This is a genomic window from Prescottella defluvii, from assembly GCF_000738775.1.
GTDB classification, from domain to species: domain Bacteria; phylum Actinomycetota; class Actinomycetes; order Mycobacteriales; family Mycobacteriaceae; genus Prescottella; species Prescottella defluvii.
This window is the reverse complement of sequence record NZ_JPOC01000022.1, coordinates 1-25,106: the sequence shown is the minus strand read 5'-3', so window position 1 is coordinate 25,106 and position 25,106 is coordinate 1. Positions and strand designations below refer to the sequence as shown.

The window sequence follows — 25,106 nt, the reverse complement described above, 5'->3', positions numbered from 1 at the left end:
TCAGGTTCCCGGTGCCCGAGTCTTCACGAAGTCGTATGCGGCGAGCGGCCCGGTCACCGTCACGTCGACGCGTCCCTGCCAGTCGTCGATCAGCGGAGCCACGGCCTTGTCCAACTCGGCCGCCCGGTCCGCGGGCATCAGCACGGCCACAATGCCGGTCCCCTCGTCGTCGGTGGGCTCGCGCGCCGACACGGCCGTGGCGACCGGTTCGACGGCCTCGGCTATGCGCTGGGTGTCCTGTTCGCGCTTGGCGGTCAAAACTCGACTGATCAGTTCACCGAGTGCGAGGCGCTCGTCACGCGTCGCCTCCTCGGGCTGATCGCGGATCGCGTCCCGCAGGCGCGTTGCCTCGGGGTCGCTCGACAGGATCTCGCGCAGGATCACATCCTCGACGTACTTGCCCTTGACGATGAATTGGACCGTTCCCTCCAACTGGTCGAGCGCGTCGCGGAATTCGTCCCGGTACGGTTCGAGCAACTCGGAGATCACCGCATCCGTGTCGGTGAGTACGGCGCCGAACCGCAGCGGTAGCACCGGTGCCACCGTGGCGGTGGAATCGAGAACCGCGGCGTGGGTCCGAAGATCGTCGGAGCTCCCGAGTGGGGCGTCCGCATCTATCTTGCTCACGAGGGCTGCGACGTCGTCGTGCGTCACGATCTCGAGGGGCCGCGGAGGCGATCCGATGCCGGTGGCGTCTTCGTTCACTTCCACGTCCGCAGGCACCAGTCCGTAGACGTACACCACGGCTGCGCTCTCCTCGGGCGCGGACTTCTCCTCGGTCATCCCTCCTCACCTCCACCGGAACGTCCGCGAGGCTGCCGCTCGCGCTCGTCCTGCGAGCTGCCCAGGAAGTCGAGTACCTTCTCGCCGGCGGCCTCGATTGCGCCTTTCGTCTTGCCTTCGGCGACGCCCGTGGTCATGTCCTGCACCACGTCGGGGAGGCCCTTCGGCTGGGTTTCCGAAATCTCCAGGCGGTTGACCGCCTCGGCGAAGCGCAGATACGTGTCGACGCTGGCCACCACGACGCGCGCGTCGATCGTGACGAGTTCGATGCCCACGAGGGAGACCCGCACGTAGGCATCGATCACGAGGCCCTTGTCGAGAATCGTGTCCACGACATCCGCGAGACTCTGGGAACTGGGCCCGCCCGCCGCGCCGCCGCTCTGAACCATGGTCATCTTCCTGTCACCTCCGGCTCTTCCGTGGCGTCCCGGCCGTGTCGTCGTCACCGGACTCGGCATCTGCGCTCTCGTCGTCCTCGTCCGGCTCGTCCGGCTCGTCCGGCTCGTCTTGCTCTTCCTGCCCGTCCTCGCCCCGGTCCTCGTCGTTCTCGGGTTCGTCGAACTCCTCCTCGTCGCCCTCGGATTCGTCGCGCTCCTCCTCGGGTACCACCTCACCGTCGCGGATCTCTCCGTGCCACCCCTCGACATCGTCCGGGTGCAGAAGTGTCTGGATCATGACTTGGCGTTGGAAGTGTTTGAGCTCCAGTCGTATTCGCCGACCCTGCGCGCGCCAGATGTTGCCGGTCTTCTCGAAGAAGCCCTGCGGGTGGTACTCGATCACGACCACCACCCTTGTGAGATCGGGTGTGAGTTCGTGGAATGTGATCGCGCCGTCGAGGTATCCCTTGTCGCCTTTCGACCGCCACACGATGCGTTCGTCCTGGACCTGTTCGAGAATCGTGGACTCCCACGAACGGTGGGACCAGAAGACCTGCGCTTTCCACCTCAGCTTCTCGTCCGAGACCTGTTCCACCTGCTCGAGTTTCTTCATGAAGCGGGGGAAGTCGGCGAACTCTGTCCACTGGTCGTAGACCAGGTCGACCGGTGCACCGATATCGATCTGCTCGACGATGTTGGTGATCTTGTCCTTCTTGCCCTTACCTTTGCCTTTGCCGCCTCCGGTGAGGGCTTCCTTGAGGTCGCGTCCCTTCTCCTTGATCTTTCCCGTCACGGACGACATTCCTGCCTTGAGCGCTACCTTGGCCGGGGACTCTCCCTGGGAGAGGCCGGACACAGCGGAGGCCAGGCCGCCGCTGCCGCCGTTCGACGCGAACTGGTCCAGATTGCCGACAGTCGACGTGATCGTGTCGGTCAGCGACTTGACCCCCTTCTGGGTTACGGCACCGACGAGATGCTGCAACGACGACTTGAGCTGGTCCGCGCCGACCGCGGACCCCTGCTCTTCCTCGATCCCATCCTTCGTGGCGGTCATCGGTGTCACCTCCCTGTGCGGCGCACAGGTGCGTCGGTGGACGTAGTGGGCCGCGAGCGGGTCCGCGACTTGGGTTCGGATTCCCTGCGGGTGCGGGGGGTGCTGCGGCGCGACGCCGAGGTACGTGACGACGTCGAAGCAGTGCGCCGGCGCCCGGAGTCTTCGGTCGACGACTCGGCCCGGTCGTGTCCGTCTTCTGCGTCGGCATCCTCGCGTTCGGCATCCGGTTGCTTCTTCCGTTGCCGGGGGGCACGGGTGCGTTCGCGGTCAACCTCCGGCTCGGCGGCCTCGGTCTCGGCTTCTTCGTGCTCCTCCTCCGGTTGTTCCCCGCCCAGGAGCCCTTCACCGACCTTGCCCACCTGCTCGCCGACCTTGCCGACACCGTCGCCCGCGGCGTCACCGACACCCTCGATGCGACTGGTGAGTGCTTCGATCCGGTTGCTGGCCGCGGCGACTGCCGCGCGTTTCGCCGCATCGGTGAGTTCGCCTCGGACGCTTTCGGTGAGTTTTCCGACCTCTGCGGAATCGCCGAGCTTCTTGATGCCCTCCCGGACCAACTCGCGAGAGTTGCTGGGGAGACGACCGGTCGCGCCCGCGCCGGCCAGCATCAGAGCAACCTTCATCTTGCGCGTTCGGCCCAGGAAGTACCCGACTGCGACGCCCAGGGCGATTCGCATGCCACCTTTCATGACGGGTTCCATTCGTACGAGGGAGACGAGTGTCCGACACCCGGACGGCCCGGATCGATCCGCTCCGTGCGACGGGTAGCCCCTATTGGACTGCCGCAAACACGGATTACCGAAAGGTGATGGGTTGTTCGGCGGCGACGATTGATCGAGGGGCCGACCGGGTACGTACCGTCCACGCGAGGTTCTGAGTAGACGGGCAATCCGAATGAAGAAGATCATCGCCACCGCGCTGGTAGGTGCCGGCGCCGTGCTCACCTTGTCGGCGTGCGGAGACGGCAACGACGACAACACCGACACGACGATGCAGACATCGATGGAGATGCCGGTGACCACGGAAACAGAAACCGACGGGTCGAGCCCCTCCTCGGTCACATCGACCGAACAATTGGGGACCATCGATCAGGCCAAGCTCGATGCGTTCGTGGTCTCGTTCCGAACCGGCTACGCGGATCTCTCCGCGGACCGCGACGACGACAGCATCGAGAACATCGTCATCACCTCGTGCAACGACCTCGCGAACGGGGTCAGAGAAGAGCAGGTGACCGAGAAGATCCGGGTACTGGCGGCGAACAACGGCACCGAGCCGTCGCAGGATCAGGCCGAGCAGATCTACGACATCGTCACGCCGGCCTGCCCCTGACGACCTGGGCGAACCCGGCCCGGTCGGCAGATGAATCACGCCCGGCCCCGAAGATCGGCCGCACATGGACCGAGGCGACAATGGCGGCATGCCACTGGTGCTTGTGTATGACCGGTCAGTGACCACTGCCGGTGTCGGCGGCAACGATGGCTCATGGGTCGAGTCTGCTGCCTTGGCGTAGTGGCCCAGAGTGTTGGTCCGGCGAACCATATTGACGGGCATTGATGCCTCTCTGATCGCCGTCTTCGGAACTAGATCTCTGCGCTGTGCAAAAAGTTGAGAATGCTGGATCCAAGTTGCACGATGCGTATACACGCTCGGACCTATCGTGGGATTGGAGGTGGATTGCATGGCGGCGTCGCACCCACGGCCGGATCTTGACGCGTATTCCGAAGCAGCGTTTATGGGCCCCGCTGAGTTAACCAGCGCACTCCGCGAAGTACTCGGAGCGAAGTTGGTCGCCTACCTCGGTGGAGTGAGCGATACACGGATTATTCGGCAGTGGGCGGAGGGCTCCGTCGAGATTGACAGCCACGAGCTCATCGCGCGACTTCGGTTCGCGTATCGCGACTGATTGCCGACCGCAACAACAAAGCGGTCGCGCAGGGCTGGTTCCAAGGGATGAACTGTGACCTCGACGACCGGTCGCCCGCCCAGATGCTCCAGCAAGGCCGCACCCTGGAGGACTGGTCGCTCATATTGGCCGCTGCCCGGACATTCGTGGCATAGCTCGCTGCGCCGAGTGCCCGCGTGGGACTCTCCAAACTCACTTGATGGCTGTGCTTGAGACGCTCAGTGCGCCAAGCGCCACGACTCCCACAGGTTCTTCAGTTAGTGCCGGAACAACAGCGAACTTTTCCGCGTGCTCGGTGGCAATCAGGGCGAGTTCCGCCACTTCCGCCGCAGCGCGCCGCTGCAACAGCGTCCAGGAGCTGATCGATGAGCTTGAGTAGGCGTCCAGCGGTGGCACGCCTCGACTCCGTTGGTTGATTGGGGGCGCTGATGACCAGTCGATTCTTCACGGCGCGTGGGCCGGTTCTCCGTGACCTCTGTGTGTGCGTGGGGTGGGGACGAATTGCCTTCTGCTGCAAGTCCGACCAGTCCCTCGGCTGAACTCTTGGCCTCGGCCAGGCGCTCGATCCAGTGTCGTGTCCCGGTCAGCCGATACACGTACGACGGATGCCAGACAGGCCGGCCTGCCGGGGTTGGGAGGCCCTCGGCGTTGAAGATCTCGCAGATTCTCCGGTAGGACAGACCAGCCAGACGCATCGCGATCGTCCGATCAAGTACCTCAGGAGAGCACAGCGGTGGCCGGCCTCGTCGGCCGGACAGTACCGTCACCGCTGATCACTCCCGCCGCGGCGTAGCAGGTCCGTGAAGATGCGGACCAGGTCGCGAGCGCGATCGGCACGGTCTCCGTCCGACTTCAGCGCAACGAACAGCGCACAGGAAACCCAGACAGCCCAGAAGAGAAGCACCAGCGCGACCATCGCGCACATGAAGGAGCCGGGAGCGACGGAGTCGAAAGCAGAGAAGAGATAGGTATGCACCGGGATTAGTCCTCAGCAACTAGTGCGGGGGACTGCTGCCTGATGCTCAGGCGTGCAGAACCACCGCAGGGTCTATTTCGGCAAAAGACCTGCGGTAGTCAGGGCCGCGTGTGACCTGCGGCTGGGTCGAGACGAGGTGTCCGGGTGGGTCTCCACCCCCGCGGTGGCGCACTATCAGCGATCGGAGGAAGGCGTGGACGTGGCCGTCGGCATCGATGGACCGGCGACGGTACTGCCCCAGCGATTCGTCGAGATTGCTGACTTTCGCCGGCGCCAGACTCGACAGCCACGCGCTGGAGCGGCGGGCGCGCTCCCAGAAGATATCGAGCACCTGGCGTGTACGGTCGAGCATGTCGAGGATGGCGGCGCTCCGCCGCATGACTTCCATCGCGGGTTCGAAGGCGCGTTGCATCTGTTGCGCCGCAGGCCCGAAATCCACGTGCACCGACAGAGACAGGGGCACCCCAGGCTGCCTCGCTGTCGGTGCGATCGTAATCATCCCTCGATGATAGCTAGCTGAACCGACCGTTCGGCATATTCAATATGAGATGTTCTCGATGGCAGGTCGCTCAGAGTGGGCTAGGGCCTTGAGCGCAGCTATACCGATGGGCTCCGTTTGAAGCATCGGGGCGATGGCGCAGCGGGTGTGCGCGCGACAGTGGGTGTGCGCGCGTGTGGTGGCATCGATTTCGGCGAACTCTGTGTGCGCGCGGCGTTGAAGCAGCGGTGATGTTGGTTTCGCTGCGGCGATTGAGTTGTTGACGACCCATACCCAGGGGTGAATGCCGGCACGCTCGAGGTCGGCATGCAGAGTTTCGGCTTCGAGGCGGGGTGTGGTTTCGGCGAGGGTGACGATGAGGATCTTGGTCTCGTCGGGGTTCTGCAGCCGCATGAGCCGGGTGGTGTAGTACGTGTTCTCGCCCATCTGTCGGGCGATCTCGCGGTGGTAGGAGCCGGGGGCATCGAGTAGGAGCAGGGTGTGGCCGGTGGGGGCGGTGTCGACGACGACGAAGCGTCGGCGGGATTCGTGGATGACCCGGGAGAAGGCATGGAAGACGGACACTCCCTCGGTGCACGGGGATTTCAGGTCTTCGGCGAGGTTGGCGTGGCCCTGGTCGTCGAGGGCGGCCAGCGAGGGCGTCGCGGCTGTCCGACCGATCCGCGACGAGATTGAAGCGAAGGTCGAGGCGCCGATCGCCGAACTGACCACCGAACCCGTCCACCCCTGACCACAAATGTCCCGCTCTTCGCCCCTGTAGGGGCGTCACGGAAGGCTAGGGGAGTGCGTGTTGTTTGGTGCAGAGTTCGTGGTCGCCGAAGCGAAATACGTGCGTATCCGCACAGCTTCATGTCGCGGTCGGCACGGATGTTGTCTGCGTATCTTACGGGTGACGCGTGGCCGCGGTCGTCGGTGTAGAGCTGTTTGCCGTCGAATTCGAGGACGCTGCGGTGGACTGTATAGCAGTAGGAGGAAGTCCACTCGGAAGTTGAGGAGGGCGGCGGCCCGTCACGGTCTTGTGGTCCAGTGCAGTCGCACATCGGGCAAGAGGGCCGGCAGGTCCGGGATCGATGCCCCTGGGAGATGTGACGGTAGGCCATGAACAAGACTCTGCTGCGGTGGAGAGTTGTCCGGCCTACAGCACACAAGCCGGGCGTAGAGGACCTTCTTGACTTCGGTGTCGCTCGGGTCGAGGCGGGTACGGCTCGACCAGATTTGCATATCGCGCTTGCCCTGGATAGCTGCGCGCGAGGTAACCTGCTGCAAAACCGATGGGGAGGTCAACTTGAGCCTGGCGATCGAAGACGTACGGATGAGCAGGGCACGCTTGTATGTGCTAATCGACAGTTTCGAACAAGACATGCGTCGAACTATCGAATCGAATCTTCTCGACCATCTGACCGAACGCGACATCCTGACTGAAGCCGAGTTCACCGAAGCGTCTCGCCGACAGAAGCTTGATGAGAATGGCGATCACGTCAGCATCATCCACTACCTCGACCTCGGAACATGTTTCGATATCATGCTGAGAAATAAAGATTGTCTTCCAACTGAGGTGGTCCAAGAAATTCGCGACAACGCCCCGTCAGTCGCCAAGCTTTCTCCAATTCGACACCGCGTGATGCACGGTAGACCACTGAACTCAGACGACCCAATAGTTGCAGTTTCTATACTGTCAGGGTTTCATTCTCGAGCATGGGAGGAAACCGTCGTTGTCATCGGCCGACTTCGACGCGACCCCACCTGGGAGCCATACTTTGAGCGGTCCGCCGTGCCTTTCGAGAAGACCCTCCACAATCTCCCCGAGGTTGACTACGACGAAACTTCCTTCATCGGCCGAAAAGATGAGTCGGAGAAACTATTCCAGGCGCTAATAAGGCGGCGCCAGAACGTCATTACTGTTACAGGGGAGGGCGGAATCGGCAAGACAACCCTCGCGCTCGACGTCGCGTATCGCATACTTGACTCCGACGCAAACCCTTACGAAGCAATCCTCTGGGTCTCCCTCAAGACCGAGAGGCTTACGGCTTATGGGGTCGAGGAACTTAGAAACGCAATCCAAGGAATCGACCAGACGATTGTTGCGCTCGGACGAGGGCTCGACAACGATTTCACGGGCAGGCTGACCGACCTATCGCACGCACTTGAGGGAATCGAATGTCTGATCATTATTGACAACTTGGAGTCTGCACAGGGGGATGAAATCGTGCACATGTACGATGTTCTTCCACCGTCTGTCAACTACCTGTTTACGAGCCGGTTAGGAATCGGCCAGCTCGAGCGGAGATTCCCTCTACCTCCATTGAGCGCACAAGAGGCAAAGCTGCTACTTCGAAAGTTCTCCAAGGCAAGGAATCAACGAAAGCTCGCAGGACTGTCCGAGAAGACCCTAGACAAGGTCGTTGAACAGCTCAGATGTAGCCCGCTAGCGATTCGCTGGTACGTCCTATCGAGTGAGGCGGGAAAGGTTCCACTCGACACCCTAAGGGACCAACGGGAACTGCTGGACTTCTGCGTTAAGAACGTATACGACGGCCTCCCCCAGAATGCAAGGGCGGTTCTAACCATCCTTCGGGCACTGGACAGGTCAATCGGGTTTGATGAGTTCGCGATTCTTACCGATATGTCAATCGACGATCTGCGGTCGGCGACCCAAAAACTCACACAAGGTTCACTAGTCTCAGTAGAATCCGAATCTGCAGGTGCGGTGGCGGGCAAACTTGCACTCACACCGACGGCACGAATGTTTGTAGCGCGGCCCGATCATTCTGGAGCCTTCATTGGTGCTGTCCTTCAGCGAGAACGGCAATTCCGGGCCTCGGTCGAGCATAACGCTCAACAGAAGCAGGAGCGGATCAATCCGGAGCGCGTGTTTCCTTCGGACGAATTGGACCATCCCGCAACATTTCTATTGTCGCGCGCAGTAACAATGGCCAAGTCAGGCCAGTACGATAGGGCCCATGAACAGATCGAACGCGCGAGAAGCTTTAATCCCGAGTTTTCTGAAGTTTATCGAATTTCCGGTTTTGTAAACACGCTCGAGCGGCGGTACGAGAACGCGGTGTCCGAATACAAAATGGCACTCTCCTACGCTACCGACCCGATCGTTACCGCGACAACAAACTATTCACTAGCAAACGTCATGGCGAAGGATCTCCACGATGCAGGATTGGCACTACCCCACGCCAAATCCGCGTACCAGACTTTTCCATGTAGCGACACCTCATTCCTGCTCGGTCGAGTTCTTATCTGGACTGGGAACTTCAAAGACGGCCAGGAGACTATCGAAAACCACTTGGAAGAAACAAGCGGGCGCCACCGCCGAATCGTTCTGGCCGTGCTCGTCGACAGTTGGGCTCGCTGGGCCGACCGCGAGTTCGCTGCCAGACGATTCAAAGAATCATTCGATAAGGCATCAGTCGGAATACACAGCGGAGTAGTAGCCATGAACGAAGGTGGTCCCCACAGCAAGACTGCCGAATCCATTGCAGAATGTGCGATCGTACTGTTCAAATCATGGCAGAAGCTTGAGGAGCCAACCTCCAACTCGCAAGAGCGAGCCATACGGCAGGTAGTAGATTTTGTGGTCAAGTGGAGCCGGAGCATTTCTCCGCGCAGGTCGTCTATCCTCAGCGACCGAATCGGTACTGCCGCTAGTGCAGTTGGATCAGGACACCGGCTCCACGGTGAACTCGTAAAGGCATGCTCGCTGTTGGCATAGACAGAGCAAGAACGGCAGTGCCTGCACCGGCACTGCCGTTCACGCCCACCCTTGAAGACCTGGGCCCTCGGTTCCGCTAACTGTCGGCCAAGTACTTCGCGGTGACACCGGACACGATGCTTCTCCAGTTCGCACCGAGCGCGCCTCCCGGGTGGTCTTCGCGGATCGCAGTGTCCCGGAGTACGTCCGCGAGCCCTGCCGTTTGCTCGCCGTGTCGAGCAGATTGAAGAATTCCTCGATAAGAATGTCCGGAGCAAATCGTGAAGCCACGTGGTTCGATTCCTGACATTGATGACGTGCGGGTAGTGGTGCGGGACCCGAGCCGGGGCGAGGGAAGCACGCGATTGAGCGTCCTGTCGATCGCGCGCCATTTTGGATTGTCCAACACAACTTCGCAGATGTCGTCGACGAGATCCGAACGATCAACGAAATCGAACCCGTTGCTCGCGGGAGTGCTACTCGGTCGACCGGACCTTGCCATGACTGTGATCGGCTTCGGAAAGAGAACTCGGTCCTGCGAGGTGACGTGGCGGCCGCTGCTGTCAGCGTGCAGCGCCTGGCCCTCGAGAACTACCGTTTGCACCGCGAGCTCGAAGCCCTGAGTGGAGTCGTGGACATCGCGTCACGGAATCGAACGCGAGTGGTGTCCGAGGCGGTCGAATGAGGTTGTGACACAGTACTTCCTATGCCGATGATTCAGATCACTCAAACACCGGGGCTTACGAGGGAACAGAAGCGGGCGGTGATCGAAGCGGTCACCAGGGCGTATGCCGAGGCTGCGGGGAAGAACCCGGACAAGGTCTGGGTGACGATCACCGAGGTTCTCGGCGAGAACTGGGGGGTTGGGGGAGTGCCCTTGAGCTGAGGTCGTGGAACTCCTCAGCGCATCACGATAGTGGCGGCGGGCCGTACGGCGTATGTATCTAGTCAATGGTCAATCCGAAAGTACCGACACAATCATTCAGATCAGCCAGACCCCCGGACTGACCGCCGAACAGAAGCGCGAGACCATCGCCGCCGTCACCAAGGCCTACGCCGAGGCGACCGGGAAGAACGCCTCGTCGGTGTGGGTGACAATCACCGAGGTGCCGCGGGAGAACTGGGGCGTCGGCGGCGAGCCGCTGGGTTGAATTAGCGGCTCGCCGCTGAGTTGATCTAGCGGCTCGCCGCTGTGCTGGTCGCGCGCCCGCGGATCGAGGCCACCTTCCGGTTCATCAGGTGCCGGATCACCTTCTGATACAGGAGATCCCGCACTCCGCTGAGGTTGGTTCCGTGCTGTCGGTAGAACGTGTCCGGATCGTCGTGGACCCCGAGGTCGCGGTTCACTCCCGTCTTCTGGATCGCGGTGTCGGTGCCGGTCCAGGCGACCGGCGGGTCGGCGATGTCCTCGGTGCCGGCACCGTAGCCGAGGAACGGACCATTCGACGCGACCGTGTTGCGCAGTCCGGCCAGATAGTCGGCGTCGAGGATGACGCCCTCCAGGTCGACCCAGCGGTCGTCGAACCGGACCTCGGCCCAACTGTGCAGGATGTCGTTCGGGGCCAGTCGGTAGAGGATCCCGTCGACGACGCCCTTCTGCAGGCGTTTGTCGATCGTCGCCCCGTGGAATCGGCAGGGCACCTCGACCGCTCTCAACAGCGCCATCAGGAGCGTGGTCTTGGTGTTGCACTGGCCGTACCCGTCCGAGAGCACCTGGGACGCGGGTAGCGCGTCGGTCGCGTTGTACCCGAAGCCGATCTCGTCCCGGACGAAGTCGTAGACCGCACCGATGCGCTCTCCATAGTGCAGATCGAGCCATCCGTGGATCGACACCAATGACTGGATCGAGGGGTGGTCGTAGTCGAGGATCGCGGTGGATTTCCGGTGAACGTCCATGAGTCGAACCTAGGGGGAGCGGGATCTCGAACGCTTGAACGTTGCGGCTGACCTTCCCCGGACGGTGCCCCGTCGGGTCAGGTGGTGCCGCCGGGCCAGGCGTCGCGATCGAACTGCATCCCCAACAGGGCGGACGGACTCAGGCCGAAATTGCTCTTGAACACCCGGCTGAGGTGCGCAGAGTCGCTGAAGCCGGCGGCGACGGCCGCCCGAGTCAGGTTGTCGCCCTCCGCCACTCGCTCGGCCACGGTCCGTAGCCGCACCCAAAGTGCGTAGCGACGAAACGGGATACCCACCTCCCGGGTGAAGAGGTGTGTCAAACGGGAGGGCGACAGGTGCGCCTCGGCGGCCGCGTGGCCGAGGGTGGGCCGTGCACCGGAGTTCCCCTCGATGTACCGAAGCGCCGAGCGCACCGGCGCGGACAAGTGGGTGGGCGGTTGCTGGACTGTCGGGGTGATCGTCCGAACCAGGCGGTCGATCGTGGCCACGGTGCTCGAATCGTGGGAGTGCTCGGTGGCGATGCGCGCGAGCGCGTCCTCGACCTCCTGGCCACGACTGCGCTGTCCGGCGACGCTGAGTCCACGGCCCCGCGGACCGAACGGCTCGACCAGCATCAACAGCAGGCTGCGGGAGTTGCAGCGCAATCCGTGCGGCAGCCCGCTCGGGACGACCGCGGCCGCCGCGGGATGGAGGCCGTCCTCGAGCTCCAGAACGAACGGCTCGTCCAGGGAGACGATGACCTGCACGGCGTGGTGCGCGTGGATCTCCGCGTCGCCGCCGGCGCCGACGTAGAGAACCGCCCCCGGGGTCAGCGTGAGCACGCCCTCCCACGGGAATCGTGCGGGTGTCGGCTGTTCCGCCGACGTGGCAGCCACGGTTCGCTCTAGGCCTTGCCGGTGCCTGCCGCGATGCCCTTGTCGAGTTGATCGACGAGGGCGCGGCCCAGCGACGACAGTTGGGCGACCTGATCGTCGTCGAGCCCCTCGAAGACCAGCGCCTGCACAGTGGCGACGTGCCCGGGTGCCGCCTCGACGACCGTGGCCAGGCCCGCGTCGGTGAGGACCGCGAACGCGCCCCGTGTCCCGGCGACCGTCTCGCGACGGGCCCAGCCCCGCTTCTCCAGCCGGGTGACGACGTGCGACAGGCGGGAGAGCGACGCGTTGGCCTGCTGCGCCAGTTCCGACAGCCGCAGTCGCCGGTCCGGGGCCTCCGAGAGTACGGCGAGGACGAAGTACTCGAAGTGGGCCAGGTCGGAGTCCCGCTGCAGTTGGGTGTCCAGCGCTGCGGGCAGTCGCGTCACGAGGGCGACGAGGGTGCGCCAGGCGTCCTGCTGGGCGGCGGTGAGCCACTTGGTGTCGGTGTTGTCCTGCGCGCCCATCGGCTCGTTTCTCCGATCGCTGAAAGTCGGTGTTCGGGTACCAGCGTGCCAAATGTCCGCGGCGGCCCGCTGACCGGGGAATAGCGGGACGGAGGGAGCGTTGAGGGACATGTTAGGTTGAAGCTTCAACAAAGGAGTTCCTGTGACCGACATCCCCGCGATCTTCCTCAGCCACGGCGCACCCCCGCTGGTCGACAGCGAACGGTGGGTCCGCGAACTCACACAGTGGTCGTCCGACCTGCCGCGTCCGACGGCGATCCTCGTCGTCTCCGCGCACTGGGAGTCAGCGCCGCTCACGATCGGCGCCACCGCGACCGGGACGCCGCTCGTCTACGACTTCGGGGGATTCCCTCGACGGTTCTACGACGTGACCTACCGGTCTCCCGGTGCGCCGGAACTGGCTCGTCGGGTCGCGGCGCTGATGCCGGACAGTGAACCCGTCCACCACCAGCCGGATCGCGGCCTCGATCACGGCGCGTACGTGCCGCTGACGGTCATGTATCCGGACGCCGACATCCCGGTCCTGCAGATCTCGATGCCGACGCTCGACCCGCAGCGTCTGCTCGACCTCGGGCGGCGGCTGCGGCCCCTGCGCGAGGAGGGCGTGCTGATCATCGGGTCGGGCTTCGCGACGCACGGGCTGCCGTTCCTGCGCGATCCGTCGCCCGATGCGGTTGCCCCGGGTTGGTCGGCCGAGTTCGACGCGTGGGCGGGGGAGCGGTTGGCCGCCGGCGACGTCGACGCCCTGCTCGACTTCCGTGCGCAGGCGCCCGGCATGCCGTACGCGCATCCGACGATCGAGCACTTCGCGCCGCTGTTCGTCACGCTGGGCGCCTCGAGTGACCCGGAGCAGTCCCCGCGGCAGGTGATCGACGGATTCTGGATGGGTCTGGCGAAACGATCGATCCAGGTGGCCTGACGCGCCGGCGCCGCGCCGGTGCGCACTTCAGGCGGTGGCCGCTACCGAAAAGGCGCACGGGCGCGCAGCGCCCCGGTGCCGCCTGGGATGATGGGTGCATGCGCGGCGAGTCCACCACCATCCCAGCAGCTACCTCGGCAGTTCCGGGCGAGGGTCCCCGGCACGATTCGACCACCACGCGGGAGCAGTTCCGGGCTCTCGCGGCGGAGCATCGCGTGGTGCCCGTCATCCGAAAGGTGTTGGCGGATGCCGAGACTCCACTGTCGGCGTACACCAAGCTGGCCGGCAGCCGTCCGGGCACCTTCCTGCTCGAGTCGGCGGAGAACGGCCGGTCGTGGTCGCGTTGGTCGTTCATCGGCGCGGGCAGTCCCGCAGCGCTGACCGTGCAGGACGGGGAGGCCGCGTGGTTCGGCAACGTCCCGGTGGGCGCGCCGTCCGGCGGTGATCCCCTGGAGGCGTTGGGGCGCACCCTCGAGTTGCTGCGCAGCGAGCGCCTGCCGGACCTCCCGCCGCTGACCGGCGGCATGGTCGGGTTCCTCGGATACGACGCCGTCCGACGCCTCGAACGCCTACCTGAACATGCCGTCGACGACCTGCAGATCCCCGAGATGGTGATGCTCCTCGCCACCGACCTGGCCGCGGTCGATCACCACGAGGGCGCCATCACGCTCATCGCCAATGCCGTCAACTGGGACGGCTCCGACGAGCGTGTCGACGCCGCGTACGACGACGCCGTCGCCCGCCTGGACAGGATGACCGCGGCGCTCGCCGCACCCGCCCACTCGACGGTCTCGACGTTCGCCCGCCCGCAACCCGACTACCGGCGCCAGCGCACCACCGAGAGCTTCGGGACCGATGTCCGACGGCTGATCGGTGAGATCGAGGCCGGTGAGGCGTTCCAGGTGGTGCTCTCGCAGCGATTCGAGATGGATTGCGCGGCTGAGCCGATCGATGTGTACCGCATGCTGCGCGCATCGAACCCGAGTCCGTACATGTATCTCGTGCAGGTCCCCGGCGCAGACGGGGAGACGGCGTTCTCGATCGTCGGTTCCAGTCCGGAGGCGCTCGTCACGGTGAAGGACGGGACCGCGACGACGCATCCGATCGCCGGAACCCGGTGGCGTGGTGCCACCGAGGAGGACGACATCCTGCTCGAGAAGGATCTCCTCGCCGACGAGAAGGAAAATTCCGAGCACCTGATGCTCGTGGATCTCGGTCGCAACGACCTGGGCCGGGTGTGCGAGCCGGGTACCGTCAAGGTGCACGACTACCGGCACATCGAGCGGTACAGCCACGTGATGCACCTGGTCTCGACCGTGACCGGACGCCTGGCGGAGGGCAAGCACGCGCTCAACGCGGTGACGGCCTGCTTCCCCGCCGGAACGCTGTCGGGTGCGCCGAAGGTCCGCGCGATGGAGCTGATCGACGAACTCGAGCCGACCCGCCGGGGCATCTACGGCGGCATCGTCGGATACCTGGACTTCGCGGGCGACGCGGACACCGCGATCGCGATCCGCACCGCGTTGATCAAGGACGGCACGGCGTACGTCCAGGCGGGCGCCGGTGTCGTGGCCGACTCGGACCCCGTCTACGAGGACACTGAGGCACGGAACAAGGCGATGGCGGTCCTGAGCGCGATCGCCGCGGCGCAGACGCTGCGGTCCTTCGGGGACCGTTCGGAGGTGAACAACGGTGAGTGAGAACGAGACCGGACGACGGGCGGCCGGTCGGCGCGCGACCGGGGTGGCCGCGTTGCTGCTCGCGGTGGCTGCGCTGTGCCTGTGGGGCTCGTCGCGGATGACGTGGGTGACGGTGACGTCGTCCGACGGGCTGGGCGAGGACCGCGTGACGGCCCTCGACGGCGGCACCTGGGCCGCGGCGACGACACCGCTGGCGCTCGCGTTGGTCGCGGCGATCGCGGCCGCGTTCGCGGTACGCGGGTGGCTCGTGCGACTTCTGGGTCTGCTGGTCGCGATCGTCGCCGTCGTCGCCGCGATTCCCGCGATCGGCATGCTGGTGAGTGGGGCGTCGGACGAGAAGGCCGCGGACATCGCAGGATTCGAGCGAGTCGCCACGCAGGTGACCGCGACCGAGGTCTCCGTCCTGCCGGCGGTGCTGGTGTTGCTGGGTTCGGTGGTTGCGCTGGCCGCGGCCTTCGTGCTCATCCGGAAACCGGCTGCGACGGGCGGACTCTCGTCGAAGTACGACAGCCCGGCCGCTCGACGGGACGCTGCCTCCAAGCGTGCGGACACCGGCGCGAAGGACGAGCCTCCGACGCAGCGCATGCTGTGGGATGCCCTCGACGCCGGTGAGGACCCGACCGTCTCGGACGACGAGGGGGCTCCCCGTGCCGAGGAGTCAACCCCTCCCGCGACGGATGTGACCAAGGACACCGGCGGGTCGGGTACCCGCCGCGAGACCGAATAACCCCTACCTCTAGGCTGAGTCAAGATCCGATGAGGTACCTCACACATCGGACATGCCGGAAAGGACTCGGGCCACGATGACCGTTCTCGACTCGATTCTCGACGGGGTACGCGCCGATGTCGCCGCCCGCGAAGCCGTTCTCGACCTGGCCGCCGTCAAGGCCGCCGCTGCCGCAGCGCCCCCCGCGCTGGACGCGGCCGCGGCGCTGCGCGCCCCGGGTATCGGCGTCATCGCGGAGGTCAAGCGCGCGAGCCCGTCGAAGGGTGCACTCGCAGACATCCCGGATCCCGCTGTGCTCGCGGCTGCGTACGAAGCCGGTGGCGCACGGATGATCAGCGTCCTCACCGAGGAACGCCGCTTCCACGGTTCGCTCGCGGACCTCGACGCCGTTCGCCGGGCGGTGAACATCCCGATCCTGCGCAAGGATTTCATCGTCGGCCCGTACCAGATCCACGAGGCACGCGCGCACGGCGCGGACGTCATCCTGCTGATCGTCGCGGCCCTCGAGCAGGCCGTGCTCACGTCACTGCTCGAGCGCACCGAATCGCTCGGCATGACCGCGCTGGTCGAGGTTCACACCGAGGCCGAGGCGGACCGTGCTCTCGAGGCCGGCGCCAGCGTCATCGGCGTGAACGCCCGCAATCTCAAGACCCTCGAGGTCGACATGGACACGTTCGGGCGGATCGCTCCGGGCCTGCCGTCCAGCGTCGTGAAGATCGCCGAGTCCGGCGTTCGCGGCACCGCCGACCTGTTGGCCTACGCGGGTGCCGGTGCGGACGCGGTGCTCGTCGGCGAGGGACTGGTGACCAGCGGCGACCCGCGGACCGCCGTTTCCGATCTGGTCACGGCGGGTGCGCATCCGTCGTGCCCCAAGCCGGCTCGCTGAGTCGACGGCCGGCGGCGGACCCGACCATTCGTTCTCGTCGGGGTTGGGGCAGACTGGGGGCGTGAGTTCACGCAATGAGGCCTTCGTCTCCAAGGGCGGGAATCTGCCCCCCGCCAGCGCCGGTCTGACCGAGCGCTCCACCCATGAGCCCGATCCCGGCGGCCACTGGGGCGTGTACGGCGGGCGTCACGTCCCCGAGGCGCTGATGGCGGTGATCGAGGAGGTCACCGCCGAGTACGACAAGGCCCGGGGGGACGACTCGTTCCTCGACGAGCTGGATCGACTCCAGCGCGACTACACCGGTCGTCCGTCGCCGATGTTCGAGGCGACGCGGCTGCGCGAGCACGCCGGTGGCGCGCGCATCCTGCTCAAGCGGGAAGACCTGAACCACACCGGATCTCACAAGATCAACAACGTGCTGGGGCAGGTCCTGCTCGCCAAGCGCATGGGCAAGACGCGGATCATCGCCGAGACCGGTGCCGGTCAGCACGGTGTGGCGACGGCGACCGCGTGTGCACTGCTCGGTCTCGAGTGCGTCGTCTACATGGGCGCGGTCGACACCCGCCGGCAGGCGCTCAATGTCGCCCGGATGCGTCTGCTGGGCGCGGAGGTCGTGTCCGTCGAGACCGGATCGGCCACCCTGAAGGACGCGATCAACGAGGCACTGCGCGACTGGGTCACCAACGCCGATCGGACGTACTACTGCTTCGGCACCGCAGCCGGACCGCACCCGTTCCCGATGATCGTGCGCGACTTCCAGCGCATCGTCGGACTCGAGGCGCGCGCACAGGTGCAGGCGCTGACGGGCCGACTGCCGGACGCGGTCGTGGCGTGTGTCGGCGGCGGCTCCAACGCGATCGGAATCTTCCACGCATTCATCGACGATCCGTCGGTCAAGCTGGTCGGCTACGAGGCGGCCGGTGACGGTGTCGAGACCGGTCGGCATGCTGCCACGTTCGCCGGCGGCACCCCGGGGGCCTTCCAGGGCGCGTACTCGTACCTGCTGCAGGACGAGGACGGCCAGACCGTCGAGTCGCACTCGATCTCGGCCGGCCTCGACTACCCGGGTGTCGGACCCGAGCACGCCTACCTCAAGGACACCGGACGGGCGACCTACGAGCCGATCACCGACTCCCAGGCGATGGACGCGCTGCTGCTGCTGTCGCGGCGCGAGGGCATCATCCCGGCGATCGAGTCGGCGCACGCGATCGCCGGCGCCCTCGAGCTCGGTCGTGAACTGGGCGACGGCGCGATCATCGTCGTGAGCCTGTCCGGCCGCGGCGACAAGGACATGGACACCGCCGCGCAGTGGTTCGACCTGTTCGACAAGGACGCTGCTGATTCGAGCAAGGAAGGTACGGTCAAGTGAGCCAACGAGATTCACGCCTGGCGTCGACGTTCGCGAAGTGTCGCGAGGAGAAGCGGGCGGCACTCGTCGGCTACCTGCCGGCCGGCTACCCGGACGTTGCCGGGTCGATCGACGTCTACAAGACGATGGTCGATGCGGGCTGCGACATCATCGAGGTCGGTGTCGCGTACTCCGATCCGGTGATGGACGGACCGACGATCCAGACCGCGGCCGAGACCGCACTGCGCAACGGGGTGCGACTCCGTGACGTGTTCACCGTCGTCGAGCAGATCGCGTCGGTCGGTGGCAAAGCCGTCGTCATGACGTACTGGAACCCGGTGCTCAAGTACGGCGTCGACGCGTTCTCGCGCGACCTGGCTTCCGCGGGTGGCCTCGGCATGATCACCCCGAACCTGATCCCCGAGGAAGCCGGCGAATGGATGGCGGCGTCCGAGGAGCATCACCTCGACCGCATCTTCCTGGTGGCGCCGTCGTCCACCGAGGAGCGACTGGCCATGACCCTCGAGGCGAGCAGCGGGTTCATCTACGCTGCGTCGACGATGGGCGTGACCGGTGCGCGTGATGCGGTGTCGTCGATGGCGCCGGAACTGACGTCTCGGATCCGCGCTCACTCGGACATCCCGGTCGGTGTCGGACTCGGCGTCCGGTCGGGTGCCCAGGCCGCCGAGATCGCGGCGTACGCGGACGCGGTCATCGTCGGATCCGCCATCGTCTCCGCGGTGGAGCAGGGCCTGGGCGCGGTCCGCGCCCTCACCACCGAACTCGCGGAGGGCGTGCGCTCGGCTACCGTGGCCCAGTGACTTCGATGGCGACTTCGACGCAACTTCTCGCGTATCTCCCCAGTCCACCGCAAGGGGTGTGGTACCTCGGTCCGTTCGCCCTGCGTGCCTACGCGCTCTGCATCATTGCCGGCATCATCGTGGCGATCGTGTGGGGTGACCGGCGCTGGGTGGCGCGTGGCGGCGAGAAGGGCACGGTTCTCGACATCGCCGTCTGGGCGGTGCCGTTCGGTCTGATCGGTGGACGGCTGTATCACGTCCTCACGGACTGGCCGACGTACTTCGGAGCCGGCGGGAACCCCGTCGATGCGCTGAAGATCTGGCAGGGCGGCCTCGGCATCTGGGGCGCGGTGGCGCTCGGTGCCGTCGGCGCCTGGATCGGGTGCCGGCGCCGGGGGATCCCGTTGCCGGCGCTGGGCGATGCGGTCGCGCCGGGTGTCATCCTGGCGCAGGCGATCGGCCGACTCGGCAACTGGTTCAACCAGGAACTCTACGGCCGCGAGACGACGGTTCCGTGGGGGCTCGAGATCTATGAGCGCACCGACGGCGCGGGCCGGGTCGACACCCTCGACGGCGTGTCCAACGGTGTCGTGTTGCAGGTCGTTCACCCCACGTTCCTGTACGAACTGGTGTGGAACCTGCTGATCGTGGTGCTGCTCGTGGTGGTGGACCGCAGGTTCCGGATCGGGCACGGCCGCCTGTTCGCGCTCTACGTGGCCGGTTACTGCGCGGGCCGCTTCTGGATCGAACTGATGCGCTCGGACCATGCCTCCGAGATCCTCGGTATCCGCGTCAACTCGTTCACGTCGGCGATCGTGTTCGTCGGTGCGATCGCGTACTTCGTGCTCGCGAAGAAGGGTCGGGAGGATCCGGAGGAATTGAAGCCGCACCGGGTGGCCGGCGCCGATCCGTCCGACGTGAAGGGATAGAAGCGATGATCGATCTCAGCAAGTCGGGCGGCGATGAGCCGGACCCGCAGGAACCGAACCGGGCCGCACAGGCCCCACCGGAGTTCGGCTCGCCGTTCGACTACGACGCCACCGCGGACGCGTCGCTGTCCGAGTCGACGTCGGGTACCTCCGCGGTGCCACCGTCCGGCGGCTCGACCGCGGGCCCGGGCTGGGACACCTACTCGGGCGTCGGGAACGGCCCCGGGTGGGGCAGCGAGCCGAGCTATCCGCCGCCGGTGAGCGGCTCCGTGCCGCAGCCCACAGGGCCGGTGTTCGGAACGCCGCAGCCCGAGTACACCTCGCCGGTCCCGCCCCCGCCGAGTTATCCGTCGCCGCCGGTGTCGGGGTACCCGCCGGCCTCGGGCTACCCGGCGGCACCGGGGTACCAGGCGGCGCCCGGGTACCCGGCTCCTTACGGCGGTGGCTACGGCGACCCGAGCGCGCCGTTCGGGCGCGACCCGGTCACCGGTGAACCCTTCTCGGACAAGTCGAAGGCCACGGCCGGCTTGCTGCAGATCCTGCTCGGCTTCGTCTCCCTGCCCGGAATCGGCCGACTGTACATCGGCAGTATCGGAATCGGACTCACCCAGTTGCTCGTCTTCTGGCTGGGTATCGCCACCATCTTCTTCGGAATCGGACTCATCATCTTCCCGGTGGTCTGGCTCTGGGGATTCGTCGACGGCATCCTGATGCTCTCCGGTGCGGTGCGCGACCCCCAGGGGCGTCCGCTGCGAACCTGATTCCCGTCGAGGACATCACTCACCGACACACCGCCCGCGCCGTTTTCCGGCGCGGGCGGTGTGCGTTTTCGCCATCGCTTCGGGTGGCCGTGGCGGGGTAAACTGGCCCGGCCGGGTGTGAAACTCGGCAACCTTCACGGGTCGACAGCAATGCCGGTGGACCCCGATCAACGCAGTCAGCGCCCGTAGTCGGCGACCCCCCAGGAGGGAGTCGCCCCGAGAAGTGCGTGATGCGCGAACAGGTGGTCGCGGTCGAAGATTTCCGCGTCCGGTGTGGAGGTGTTCGGTGCTGTTCTCTCGGCAACCCGATGCCGGTGGCCTGTATGTCCCCGATCGGGAATCGGACTCGTGCGGTGTCGCGATGGTCGCCGACGTCCGCGGTCGCCGCTCGTACGCGATCGTCGCGGACGCGTTGCTCGCCCTCGAGAATCTCGAGCATCGTGGGGCCGCGGGCGCCGAGGTCAACAGCGGTGACGGTGCGGGAATCCTCATCCAGCTTCCGGTGGACTTCCTGCGCGAACTGGTTGATTTCGAACTTCCGCCGGCATCGGCGGACGGGTCCGCGACCTTCGCGGCCGGAATCTGCTTCCTGCCGACGGAGCCCGGCCTGCGCGCGGAGGCGCGCCGCCGGGTGGAGTCGATCGCGGACCGCGAGGATCTCGAGGTCCTCGGTTGGCACGAGGTACGGGTGGATCCGATCGGGGCCGATGTCGGCGCGACGGCCCGGTCCTGCATGCCGCACATGACGTTCCTCTTCGTGTCCGCACCGCCTGTCGGCGGCGTCCGGCCGGCCGGGGTGGATTTGGATCGACGGGTGTACGGGCTGCGCAAGCGCGCCGAGTCGATGACACCGGAGATCGAACGGGCCGGCACCGGCGTGTACTTCCCGTCGCTGTCGAGTCGGACGATGACGTTCAAGGGCATGCTGACGACCGCCCAGTTGGCGTTGTACTTCGCGGATCTGCGGGATCGGCGGATCACGAGTGCGATCGCGCTCGTGCACAGTCGCTTCTCGACCAACACGTTCCCGTCCTGGCCGTTGGCGCATCCGTTCCGGTACGTCGCGCACAACGGGGAGATCAATACGGTCCGGGGGAACCGGAACCGGATGCGTTCGCGGGAGGCGATGCTGCGCAGCGACCTCATCCCGGGTGCGCTCGAACGGCTCTTTCCGATCTGCACTGCCGATGCGTCGGACTCGGCGTCGTTCGACGAGGTTCTCGAGTTGCTGCACCTGGGGGGCCGGTCGCTGCCGCACGCGGTGTTGATGATGATCCCGGAGGCGTGGGAGAACCACACGGCGATGAGCGACGACCGACGTGCGTTCTACCAGTTCCACGCGTCGCTGATGGAGCCGTGGGACGGCCCGGCCTGCATGACGTTCACCGACGGCACGGTCGTGGGCGCGGTCCTCGACCGCAACGGGCTTCGTCCGGGCCGGTGGTGGCACACCAGCGATGGCCGTGTGGTGCTCGCGAGCGAGAGCGGGGTCCTGCCGATACCCCAGTCGGATGTGATCGCGAAGGGCCGCCTCGAGCCGGGCCATATGTTCCTGGTCGACACCGCGGCAGGGCGCATCGTGCCCGACGACGAGATCAAGGCGGACCTGGCGTCCCGGGAGCCGTACCGGGAGTGGCTCCACGCGGGCCTGCTCGAACTGCGCGCGCTCCCGAACCGGGGGCGGATCCCGCACGACCACGAGTCGGTGGTGCGCCGGCAGCAGGCGTTCGGCTACACGGAGGAGGAGGAACGCGTCCTGCTCGCGCCGATGGCGGCGTCGGGTGGCGAACCGCTCGGGTCGATGGGCACCGACACGCCCGTCGCGGTACTGTCGCAACGTCCGCGGCTGCTCTACGACTACTTCGTCGAGACGTTCGCGCAGGTGACGAACCCGCCGTTGGACGCGATCCGGGAGGAAATCGTCACGTCGCTGCGGCGGGTGATGGGCCCGGAACAGAATCTCCTCGAGCCGACGGCGGCGTCGTGTCGTCAACTGGTCCTGTCATGGCCCGTCCTCGACAACGACGAACTCGGCAAGATCATCGACATCAACGCCGACGGTGACTGTCCGGGGTTCGCGGCGACCGTCCTACGGGCGCTCTACGGTGTCGACAGCGGCGGCGCGGGCATGGCCGAGGCGATCGAGGACCTGCGGGCGGCAGCCAGTGCCGCCATCGCGAACGGATACCGGACTCTGGTGATCTCCGATCGCGACTCCGACCACCTGCGGGCGCCGATCCCGTCGTTGCTCGCCGTGTCCGCGGTGCACCACCACCTGGTGCGGACCAAGGAGCGCACGAAGGTGGCGCTGGTGGTCGAGTCCGGCGACGCCCGGGAGGTGCACCACATCGCGTTGCTGATCGGGTTCGGAGCGGCGGCGGTCAATCCGTATCTCGCGATGGAGACGATCGAGGACCTCGTCGCAGAGGGGGAACTGACCGGAGTGGAGTCCTCGGTCGCGGTGCGCAACTACCTCACCGCCCTCGGTCGGGGCGTGCTGAAGGTGATGTCGAAGATGGGGATTTCGACGGTCGGGTCGTACACTGCCGCACAGGTTTTCGAGGCCATCGGTCTGTCGCACGACGTGGTCGACGAGTACTTCACCGCCACGGTGAGCCGACTCGGCGGCGTGGGTCTGGATGTGCTCGCGCGGGAGGTGGGGTTGCGGCATCGGTCGGCATACCCGGAGAGCCCGTCGGCGCGGGTCCATCGCCGCCTCGACGTGGGCGGCATCTACCAGTACCGCCGTGACGGCGAACTGCACCTGTTCACGCCGGAGACGGTGTTCCTGCTCCAGCACGCGACCCGAACGGGCCGGGCAGATGTCTTCGAGCGGTACAGCGCCGAGGTGGACCGCCTCTCGGCGGAGGGCGGCACCTTGCGGGGACTGTTCGAGTTCCGTCGTGGATTGCGGCCGCCCGTTCCGCTCGACGAGGTCGAACCGGCCGAGTCGATCTTCACGCGGTTCAACACCGGCGCCATGAGTTACGGCTCGATCTCGGCGGAAGCGCACGAGACCATCGCGGTCGCGATGAACAGGATCGGTGGGCGGTCGAACTCCGGCGAGGGCGGTGAGGACGCCGACCGGCTGCACGATCCGCAGCGGCGGAGCGCCGTCAAGCAGGTCGCGAGCGGGCGATTCGGTGTGACCAGCGACTATCTCGTGAATGCGACCGACGTCCAGATCAAGATGGCGCAGGGTGCCAAGCCCGGCGAGGGCGGACAGTTGCCCGCGTACAAGGTGTATCCGTGGATCGCGCGGACGCGGCATTCCACGCCCGGTGTGGGGCTGATCTCGCCGCCGCCGCACCACGATATCTACTCGATCGAGGACCTTGCCCAGTTGATCCACGATCTGAAGAACGCGAACGAGCAGGCCCGGGTGCACGTCAAGCTGGTCAGTTCGGTCGGTGTCGGCACGGTCGCCGCCGGCGTGAGCAAGGCGCACGCCGACGTCGTGCTGATCTCCGGTCACGACGGCGGTACCGGCGCGTCCCCGCTGACGTCGCTCGAGCACGCCGGGTTGCCGTGGGAGATCGGTCTCGCCGATGCACAGCAGACGTTGGTGCGGGGCGGGTTACGCGATCGGATCACGATGCAGTGCGACGGGGGGCTGCGCACCGCGCGGGACGTCGTCGTGGCGATGCTGCTCGGCGCGGAGGAGTACGGATTTTCCACGGCACCGCTGATCGCGGCGGGCTGCATCATGATGCGGGTGTGCCACCTCGATACCTGCCCGGTGGGCGTGGCGACGCAGAATCCCGAGTTGCGCAAGCGGTTCACCGGTCGACCGGAGTTCGTGGCGGACTTCTTCCGGTTCGTGGCCGAGGATGTGCGCCGGCATCTCGCCGACCTCGGCTTCCGCAGCATCGACGAGGCGGTGGGGCACCCGGAGGTGCTCGGGACCGCCGCCGGGGTGGCGCACTGGAAGAGTCGGGGACTGGACCTGAGTCCGATCTTTGCTACGGCCGAGTCGCCGGCGGGTGCGGCCGTGCCGCAACGCCGGCGGGTGCGGGCGCAGGACCACGGACTCGATCTGGCGCTGGACCGCACGCTCATCCAGCTGGCCGAGGGTGCGCTCGAGGACGCGTTGCCGGTCCGGCTGGAACTGCCGGTGCGCAACGTCAACCGGACCGTGGGGACGCTGCTCGGGTCGGAGGTCACCCGCCGGTACGGCGCCGTGGGTCTGCCCGACGACACCATCCGGATCCAGTTGGACGGCTCGGCCGGTCAATCGTTGGGTGCGTTCCTGCCACCGGGCATCACGATCGACCTCGTCGGCGACGCCAACGACTACGTCGGCAAGGGGCTCTCCGGTGGCCGGGTCGTGGTCCGGCCGGCGGACGACGTGCTGTTCCTGCCGGAGACGCAGGTGATCGCGGGCAACACGCTGCTCTACGGGGCGACGTCGGGAGAGGCATTCCTGCGGGGGCGGGTGGGCGAGCGATTCTGCGTGCGCAACTCCGGTGC

General features: G+C 66.0%; 22 protein-coding genes and 3 pseudogenes. 15 read left to right on the top strand and 10 right to left on the bottom strand.

Annotated elements, in window-relative coordinates:
* The 4 genes from IJ15_RS0108710 to IJ15_RS0108695 are packed head-to-tail and all read right to left on the bottom strand — an operon-like array spanning position 1 to position 2,891.
* A complete protein-coding gene (locus IJ15_RS0108710; RefSeq protein WP_031937949.1) occupies positions 1 to 783 on the bottom strand; it encodes a GvpL/GvpF family gas vesicle protein in 783 nt (260 codons plus the stop codon).
* A complete protein-coding gene (gene gvpJ / locus IJ15_RS0108705; protein WP_031937948.1) occupies positions 780 to 1,178 on the bottom strand; it encodes a gas vesicle protein GvpJ in 399 nt (132 codons plus the stop codon). Before gvpJ ends, IJ15_RS0108710 begins: the two co-directional genes overlap by 4 nt.
* Positions 1,179 to 1,185: 7 nt before the next feature.
* Positions 1,186 to 2,214, bottom strand: a complete 1,029-nt coding sequence (locus tag IJ15_RS0108700) for an SRPBCC family protein (protein WP_031937947.1) — start codon at positions 2,212 to 2,214, stop codon at positions 1,186 to 1,188.
* Between the two features lie 5 nt (positions 2,215 to 2,219).
* On the bottom strand, positions 2,220 to 2,891 hold the full coding sequence (locus IJ15_RS0108695) for a hypothetical protein (RefSeq protein WP_231569465.1): 672 nt from the start codon (positions 2,889 to 2,891) through the stop codon (positions 2,220 to 2,222).
* 217 nt (positions 2,892 to 3,108) lie between these two features.
* Between IJ15_RS0108695 and IJ15_RS0108690 the strand changes: the two genes are divergently transcribed.
* Entirely contained in the window at positions 3,109 to 3,543 is a 435-nt protein-coding gene (locus IJ15_RS0108690; RefSeq protein ID WP_031937945.1) for a hypothetical protein, read from the top strand.
* 349 nt (positions 3,544 to 3,892) lie between these two features.
* A pseudogene (locus IJ15_RS26680) lies at positions 3,893 to 4,272 on the top strand (hypothetical protein).
* 37 nt (positions 4,273 to 4,309) lie between these two features.
* Here the strand turns inward: IJ15_RS26680 and IJ15_RS26020 are convergent.
* The 3 genes and pseudogenes from IJ15_RS26020 to IJ15_RS0108670 form a co-directional block, all read right to left on the bottom strand.
* On the bottom strand, positions 4,310 to 4,513 hold the full coding sequence (locus tag IJ15_RS26020; protein ID WP_156112056.1) for a hypothetical protein: 204 nt from the start codon (positions 4,511 to 4,513) through the stop codon (positions 4,310 to 4,312).
* A 626-nt stretch (positions 4,514 to 5,139) separates the two neighbouring features.
* Positions 5,140 to 5,592, bottom strand: coding sequence for a hypothetical protein (locus IJ15_RS0108675; RefSeq protein WP_031937944.1), 453 nt, complete (start codon positions 5,590 to 5,592; stop codon positions 5,140 to 5,142).
* 39 nt (positions 5,593 to 5,631) lie between these two features.
* A pseudogene (locus IJ15_RS0108670) lies at positions 5,632 to 6,222 on the bottom strand (ArsA-related P-loop ATPase); the annotation flags it as partial.
* On the opposite strand from IJ15_RS0108670, the pseudogene IJ15_RS26675 reads away from it, so the two are divergent.
* The 4 genes and pseudogenes from IJ15_RS26675 to IJ15_RS0108645 all read left to right on the top strand — a co-directional run.
* Positions 6,221 to 6,322 (top strand): annotated as a pseudogene (locus IJ15_RS26675) (heat-shock protein HtpX); the annotation flags it as partial. The pseudogenes IJ15_RS0108670 and IJ15_RS26675 overlap by 2 nt on opposite strands.
* Positions 6,323 to 6,877: 555 nt before the next feature.
* Positions 6,878 to 9,313 (top strand): tetratricopeptide repeat protein, encoded by a 2,436-nt coding sequence (locus IJ15_RS26015; RefSeq protein ID WP_156112055.1) that lies wholly within the window; start codon positions 6,878 to 6,880, stop codon positions 9,311 to 9,313.
* Between the two features lie 685 nt (positions 9,314 to 9,998).
* Positions 9,999 to 10,178, top strand: coding sequence for a tautomerase family protein (locus IJ15_RS0108650; protein WP_031937942.1), 180 nt, complete (start codon positions 9,999 to 10,001; stop codon positions 10,176 to 10,178).
* Between the two features lie 52 nt (positions 10,179 to 10,230).
* Positions 10,231 to 10,443 carry a tautomerase family protein gene (locus tag IJ15_RS0108645; RefSeq protein WP_051918648.1) on the top strand — a complete coding sequence of 71 codons (213 nt, stop codon included), beginning with the start codon at positions 10,231 to 10,233 and terminating at the stop codon, positions 10,441 to 10,443.
* Positions 10,444 to 10,468: 25 nt separating this feature from the next.
* On the opposite strand, the gene IJ15_RS0108640 is transcribed toward IJ15_RS0108645, so the two are convergent.
* The 3 genes from IJ15_RS0108640 to IJ15_RS0108630 all read right to left on the bottom strand — a co-directional run bounded on the left by IJ15_RS0108640 (position 10,469) and on the right by IJ15_RS0108630 (position 12,566).
* Complete coding sequence (locus IJ15_RS0108640) at positions 10,469 to 11,188, bottom strand: transglutaminase-like domain-containing protein (protein ID WP_031937940.1); 720 nt, start codon at positions 11,186 to 11,188, stop codon at positions 10,469 to 10,471.
* A 77-nt stretch (positions 11,189 to 11,265) separates the two neighbouring features.
* A complete protein-coding gene (locus tag IJ15_RS0108635) occupies positions 11,266 to 12,063 on the bottom strand; it encodes a helix-turn-helix transcriptional regulator (protein ID WP_051918646.1) in 798 nt (265 codons plus the stop codon).
* An 8-nt stretch (positions 12,064 to 12,071) separates the two neighbouring features.
* Positions 12,072 to 12,566 (bottom strand): MarR family winged helix-turn-helix transcriptional regulator, encoded by a 495-nt coding sequence (locus tag IJ15_RS0108630; RefSeq protein WP_031937938.1) that lies wholly within the window; start codon positions 12,564 to 12,566, stop codon positions 12,072 to 12,074.
* A 151-nt stretch (positions 12,567 to 12,717) separates the two neighbouring features.
* On the opposite strand from IJ15_RS0108630, the gene IJ15_RS0108625 reads away from it, so the two are divergent.
* The 9 genes from IJ15_RS0108625 to gltB all read left to right on the top strand — a co-directional run.
* Complete coding sequence (locus IJ15_RS0108625; RefSeq protein ID WP_031937937.1) at positions 12,718 to 13,485, top strand: dioxygenase family protein; 768 nt, start codon at positions 12,718 to 12,720, stop codon at positions 13,483 to 13,485.
* A 98-nt stretch (positions 13,486 to 13,583) separates the two neighbouring features.
* The gene (locus IJ15_RS0108620) at positions 13,584 to 15,185 is read left to right on the top strand and encodes an anthranilate synthase component I (protein ID WP_031937936.1); all 1,602 of its coding nucleotides are present in this window, start codon (positions 13,584 to 13,586) and stop codon (positions 15,183 to 15,185) included.
* A complete protein-coding gene (locus tag IJ15_RS0108615; RefSeq protein WP_031937935.1) occupies positions 15,178 to 15,912 on the top strand; it encodes a TIGR02234 family membrane protein in 735 nt (244 codons plus the stop codon). Before IJ15_RS0108620 ends, IJ15_RS0108615 begins: the two co-directional genes overlap by 8 nt.
* Before the next feature lie 76 nt (positions 15,913 to 15,988).
* Positions 15,989 to 16,798, top strand: coding sequence for an indole-3-glycerol phosphate synthase TrpC (trpC, locus tag IJ15_RS0108610; protein ID WP_031937934.1), 810 nt, complete (start codon positions 15,989 to 15,991; stop codon positions 16,796 to 16,798).
* Between the two features lie 61 nt (positions 16,799 to 16,859).
* Positions 16,860 to 18,167 (top strand): tryptophan synthase subunit beta, encoded by a 1,308-nt coding sequence (gene trpB, locus IJ15_RS0108605; RefSeq protein ID WP_031937933.1) that lies wholly within the window; start codon positions 16,860 to 16,862, stop codon positions 18,165 to 18,167.
* On the top strand, positions 18,164 to 18,967 hold the full coding sequence (gene trpA / locus IJ15_RS0108600; protein ID WP_031937932.1) for a tryptophan synthase subunit alpha: 804 nt from the start codon (positions 18,164 to 18,166) through the stop codon (positions 18,965 to 18,967). The genes trpB and trpA overlap by 4 nt, the downstream gene beginning before the upstream one ends.
* A 5-nt stretch (positions 18,968 to 18,972) precedes the next feature.
* On the top strand, positions 18,973 to 19,875 hold the full coding sequence (gene lgt / locus IJ15_RS0108595) for a prolipoprotein diacylglyceryl transferase (RefSeq protein WP_197059783.1): 903 nt from the start codon (positions 18,973 to 18,975) through the stop codon (positions 19,873 to 19,875).
* 5 nt (positions 19,876 to 19,880) lie between these two features.
* Positions 19,881 to 20,636: a TM2 domain-containing protein gene (locus tag IJ15_RS0108590; protein WP_031937930.1), complete on the top strand. Its 756-nt coding sequence runs from the start codon at positions 19,881 to 19,883 to the stop codon at positions 20,634 to 20,636.
* Positions 20,637 to 20,922: 286 nt separating this feature from the next.
* On the top strand, positions 20,923 to 25,106 hold a 4,184-nt coding region (gltB, locus tag IJ15_RS0108585), incomplete at its 3' end, for a glutamate synthase large subunit (protein ID WP_031937929.1).

Excerpts from the sequence above, each read along its gene's own strand:
- IJ15_RS0108690 (WP_031937945.1), top strand. The coding sequence starts at position 3,109 with ATGAAGAAGATCATCGCCACCGCGCTGGTAGGTGCCGGCGCCGTGCTC.
- IJ15_RS0108640 (WP_031937940.1), bottom strand. The coding sequence starts at position 11,188 with ATGGACGTTCACCGGAAATCCACCGCGATCCTCGACTACGACCACCCC.
- gvpJ (WP_031937948.1), bottom strand. The coding sequence starts at position 1,178 with ATGACCATGGTTCAGAGCGGCGGCGCGGCGGGCGGGCCCAGTTCCCAG.
- IJ15_RS0108650 (WP_031937942.1), top strand. The coding sequence starts at position 9,999 with ATGCCGATGATTCAGATCACTCAAACACCGGGGCTTACGAGGGAACAG.
- IJ15_RS0108695 (WP_231569465.1), bottom strand. The coding sequence starts at position 2,891 with ATGCGAATCGCCCTGGGCGTCGCAGTCGGGTACTTCCTGGGCCGAACG.
- IJ15_RS0108675 (WP_031937944.1), bottom strand. The coding sequence starts at position 5,592 with ATGATTACGATCGCACCGACAGCGAGGCAGCCTGGGGTGCCCCTGTCT.
- trpC (WP_031937934.1), top strand. The coding sequence starts at position 15,989 with ATGACCGTTCTCGACTCGATTCTCGACGGGGTACGCGCCGATGTCGCC.
- IJ15_RS0108630 (WP_031937938.1), bottom strand. The coding sequence starts at position 12,566 with ATGGGCGCGCAGGACAACACCGACACCAAGTGGCTCACCGCCGCCCAG.
- IJ15_RS0108710 (WP_031937949.1), bottom strand. The coding sequence starts at position 783 with ATGACCGAGGAGAAGTCCGCGCCCGAGGAGAGCGCAGCCGTGGTGTAC.
- lgt (WP_197059783.1), top strand. The coding sequence starts at position 18,973 with ATGGCGACTTCGACGCAACTTCTCGCGTATCTCCCCAGTCCACCGCAA.
- IJ15_RS0108700 (WP_031937947.1), bottom strand. The coding sequence starts at position 2,214 with ATGACCGCCACGAAGGATGGGATCGAGGAAGAGCAGGGGTCCGCGGTC.
- IJ15_RS0108645 (WP_051918648.1), top strand. The coding sequence starts at position 10,231 with ATGTATCTAGTCAATGGTCAATCCGAAAGTACCGACACAATCATTCAG.
- IJ15_RS0108590 (WP_031937930.1), top strand. The coding sequence starts at position 19,881 with ATGATCGATCTCAGCAAGTCGGGCGGCGATGAGCCGGACCCGCAGGAA.
- IJ15_RS0108620 (WP_031937936.1), top strand. The coding sequence starts at position 13,584 with ATGCGCGGCGAGTCCACCACCATCCCAGCAGCTACCTCGGCAGTTCCG.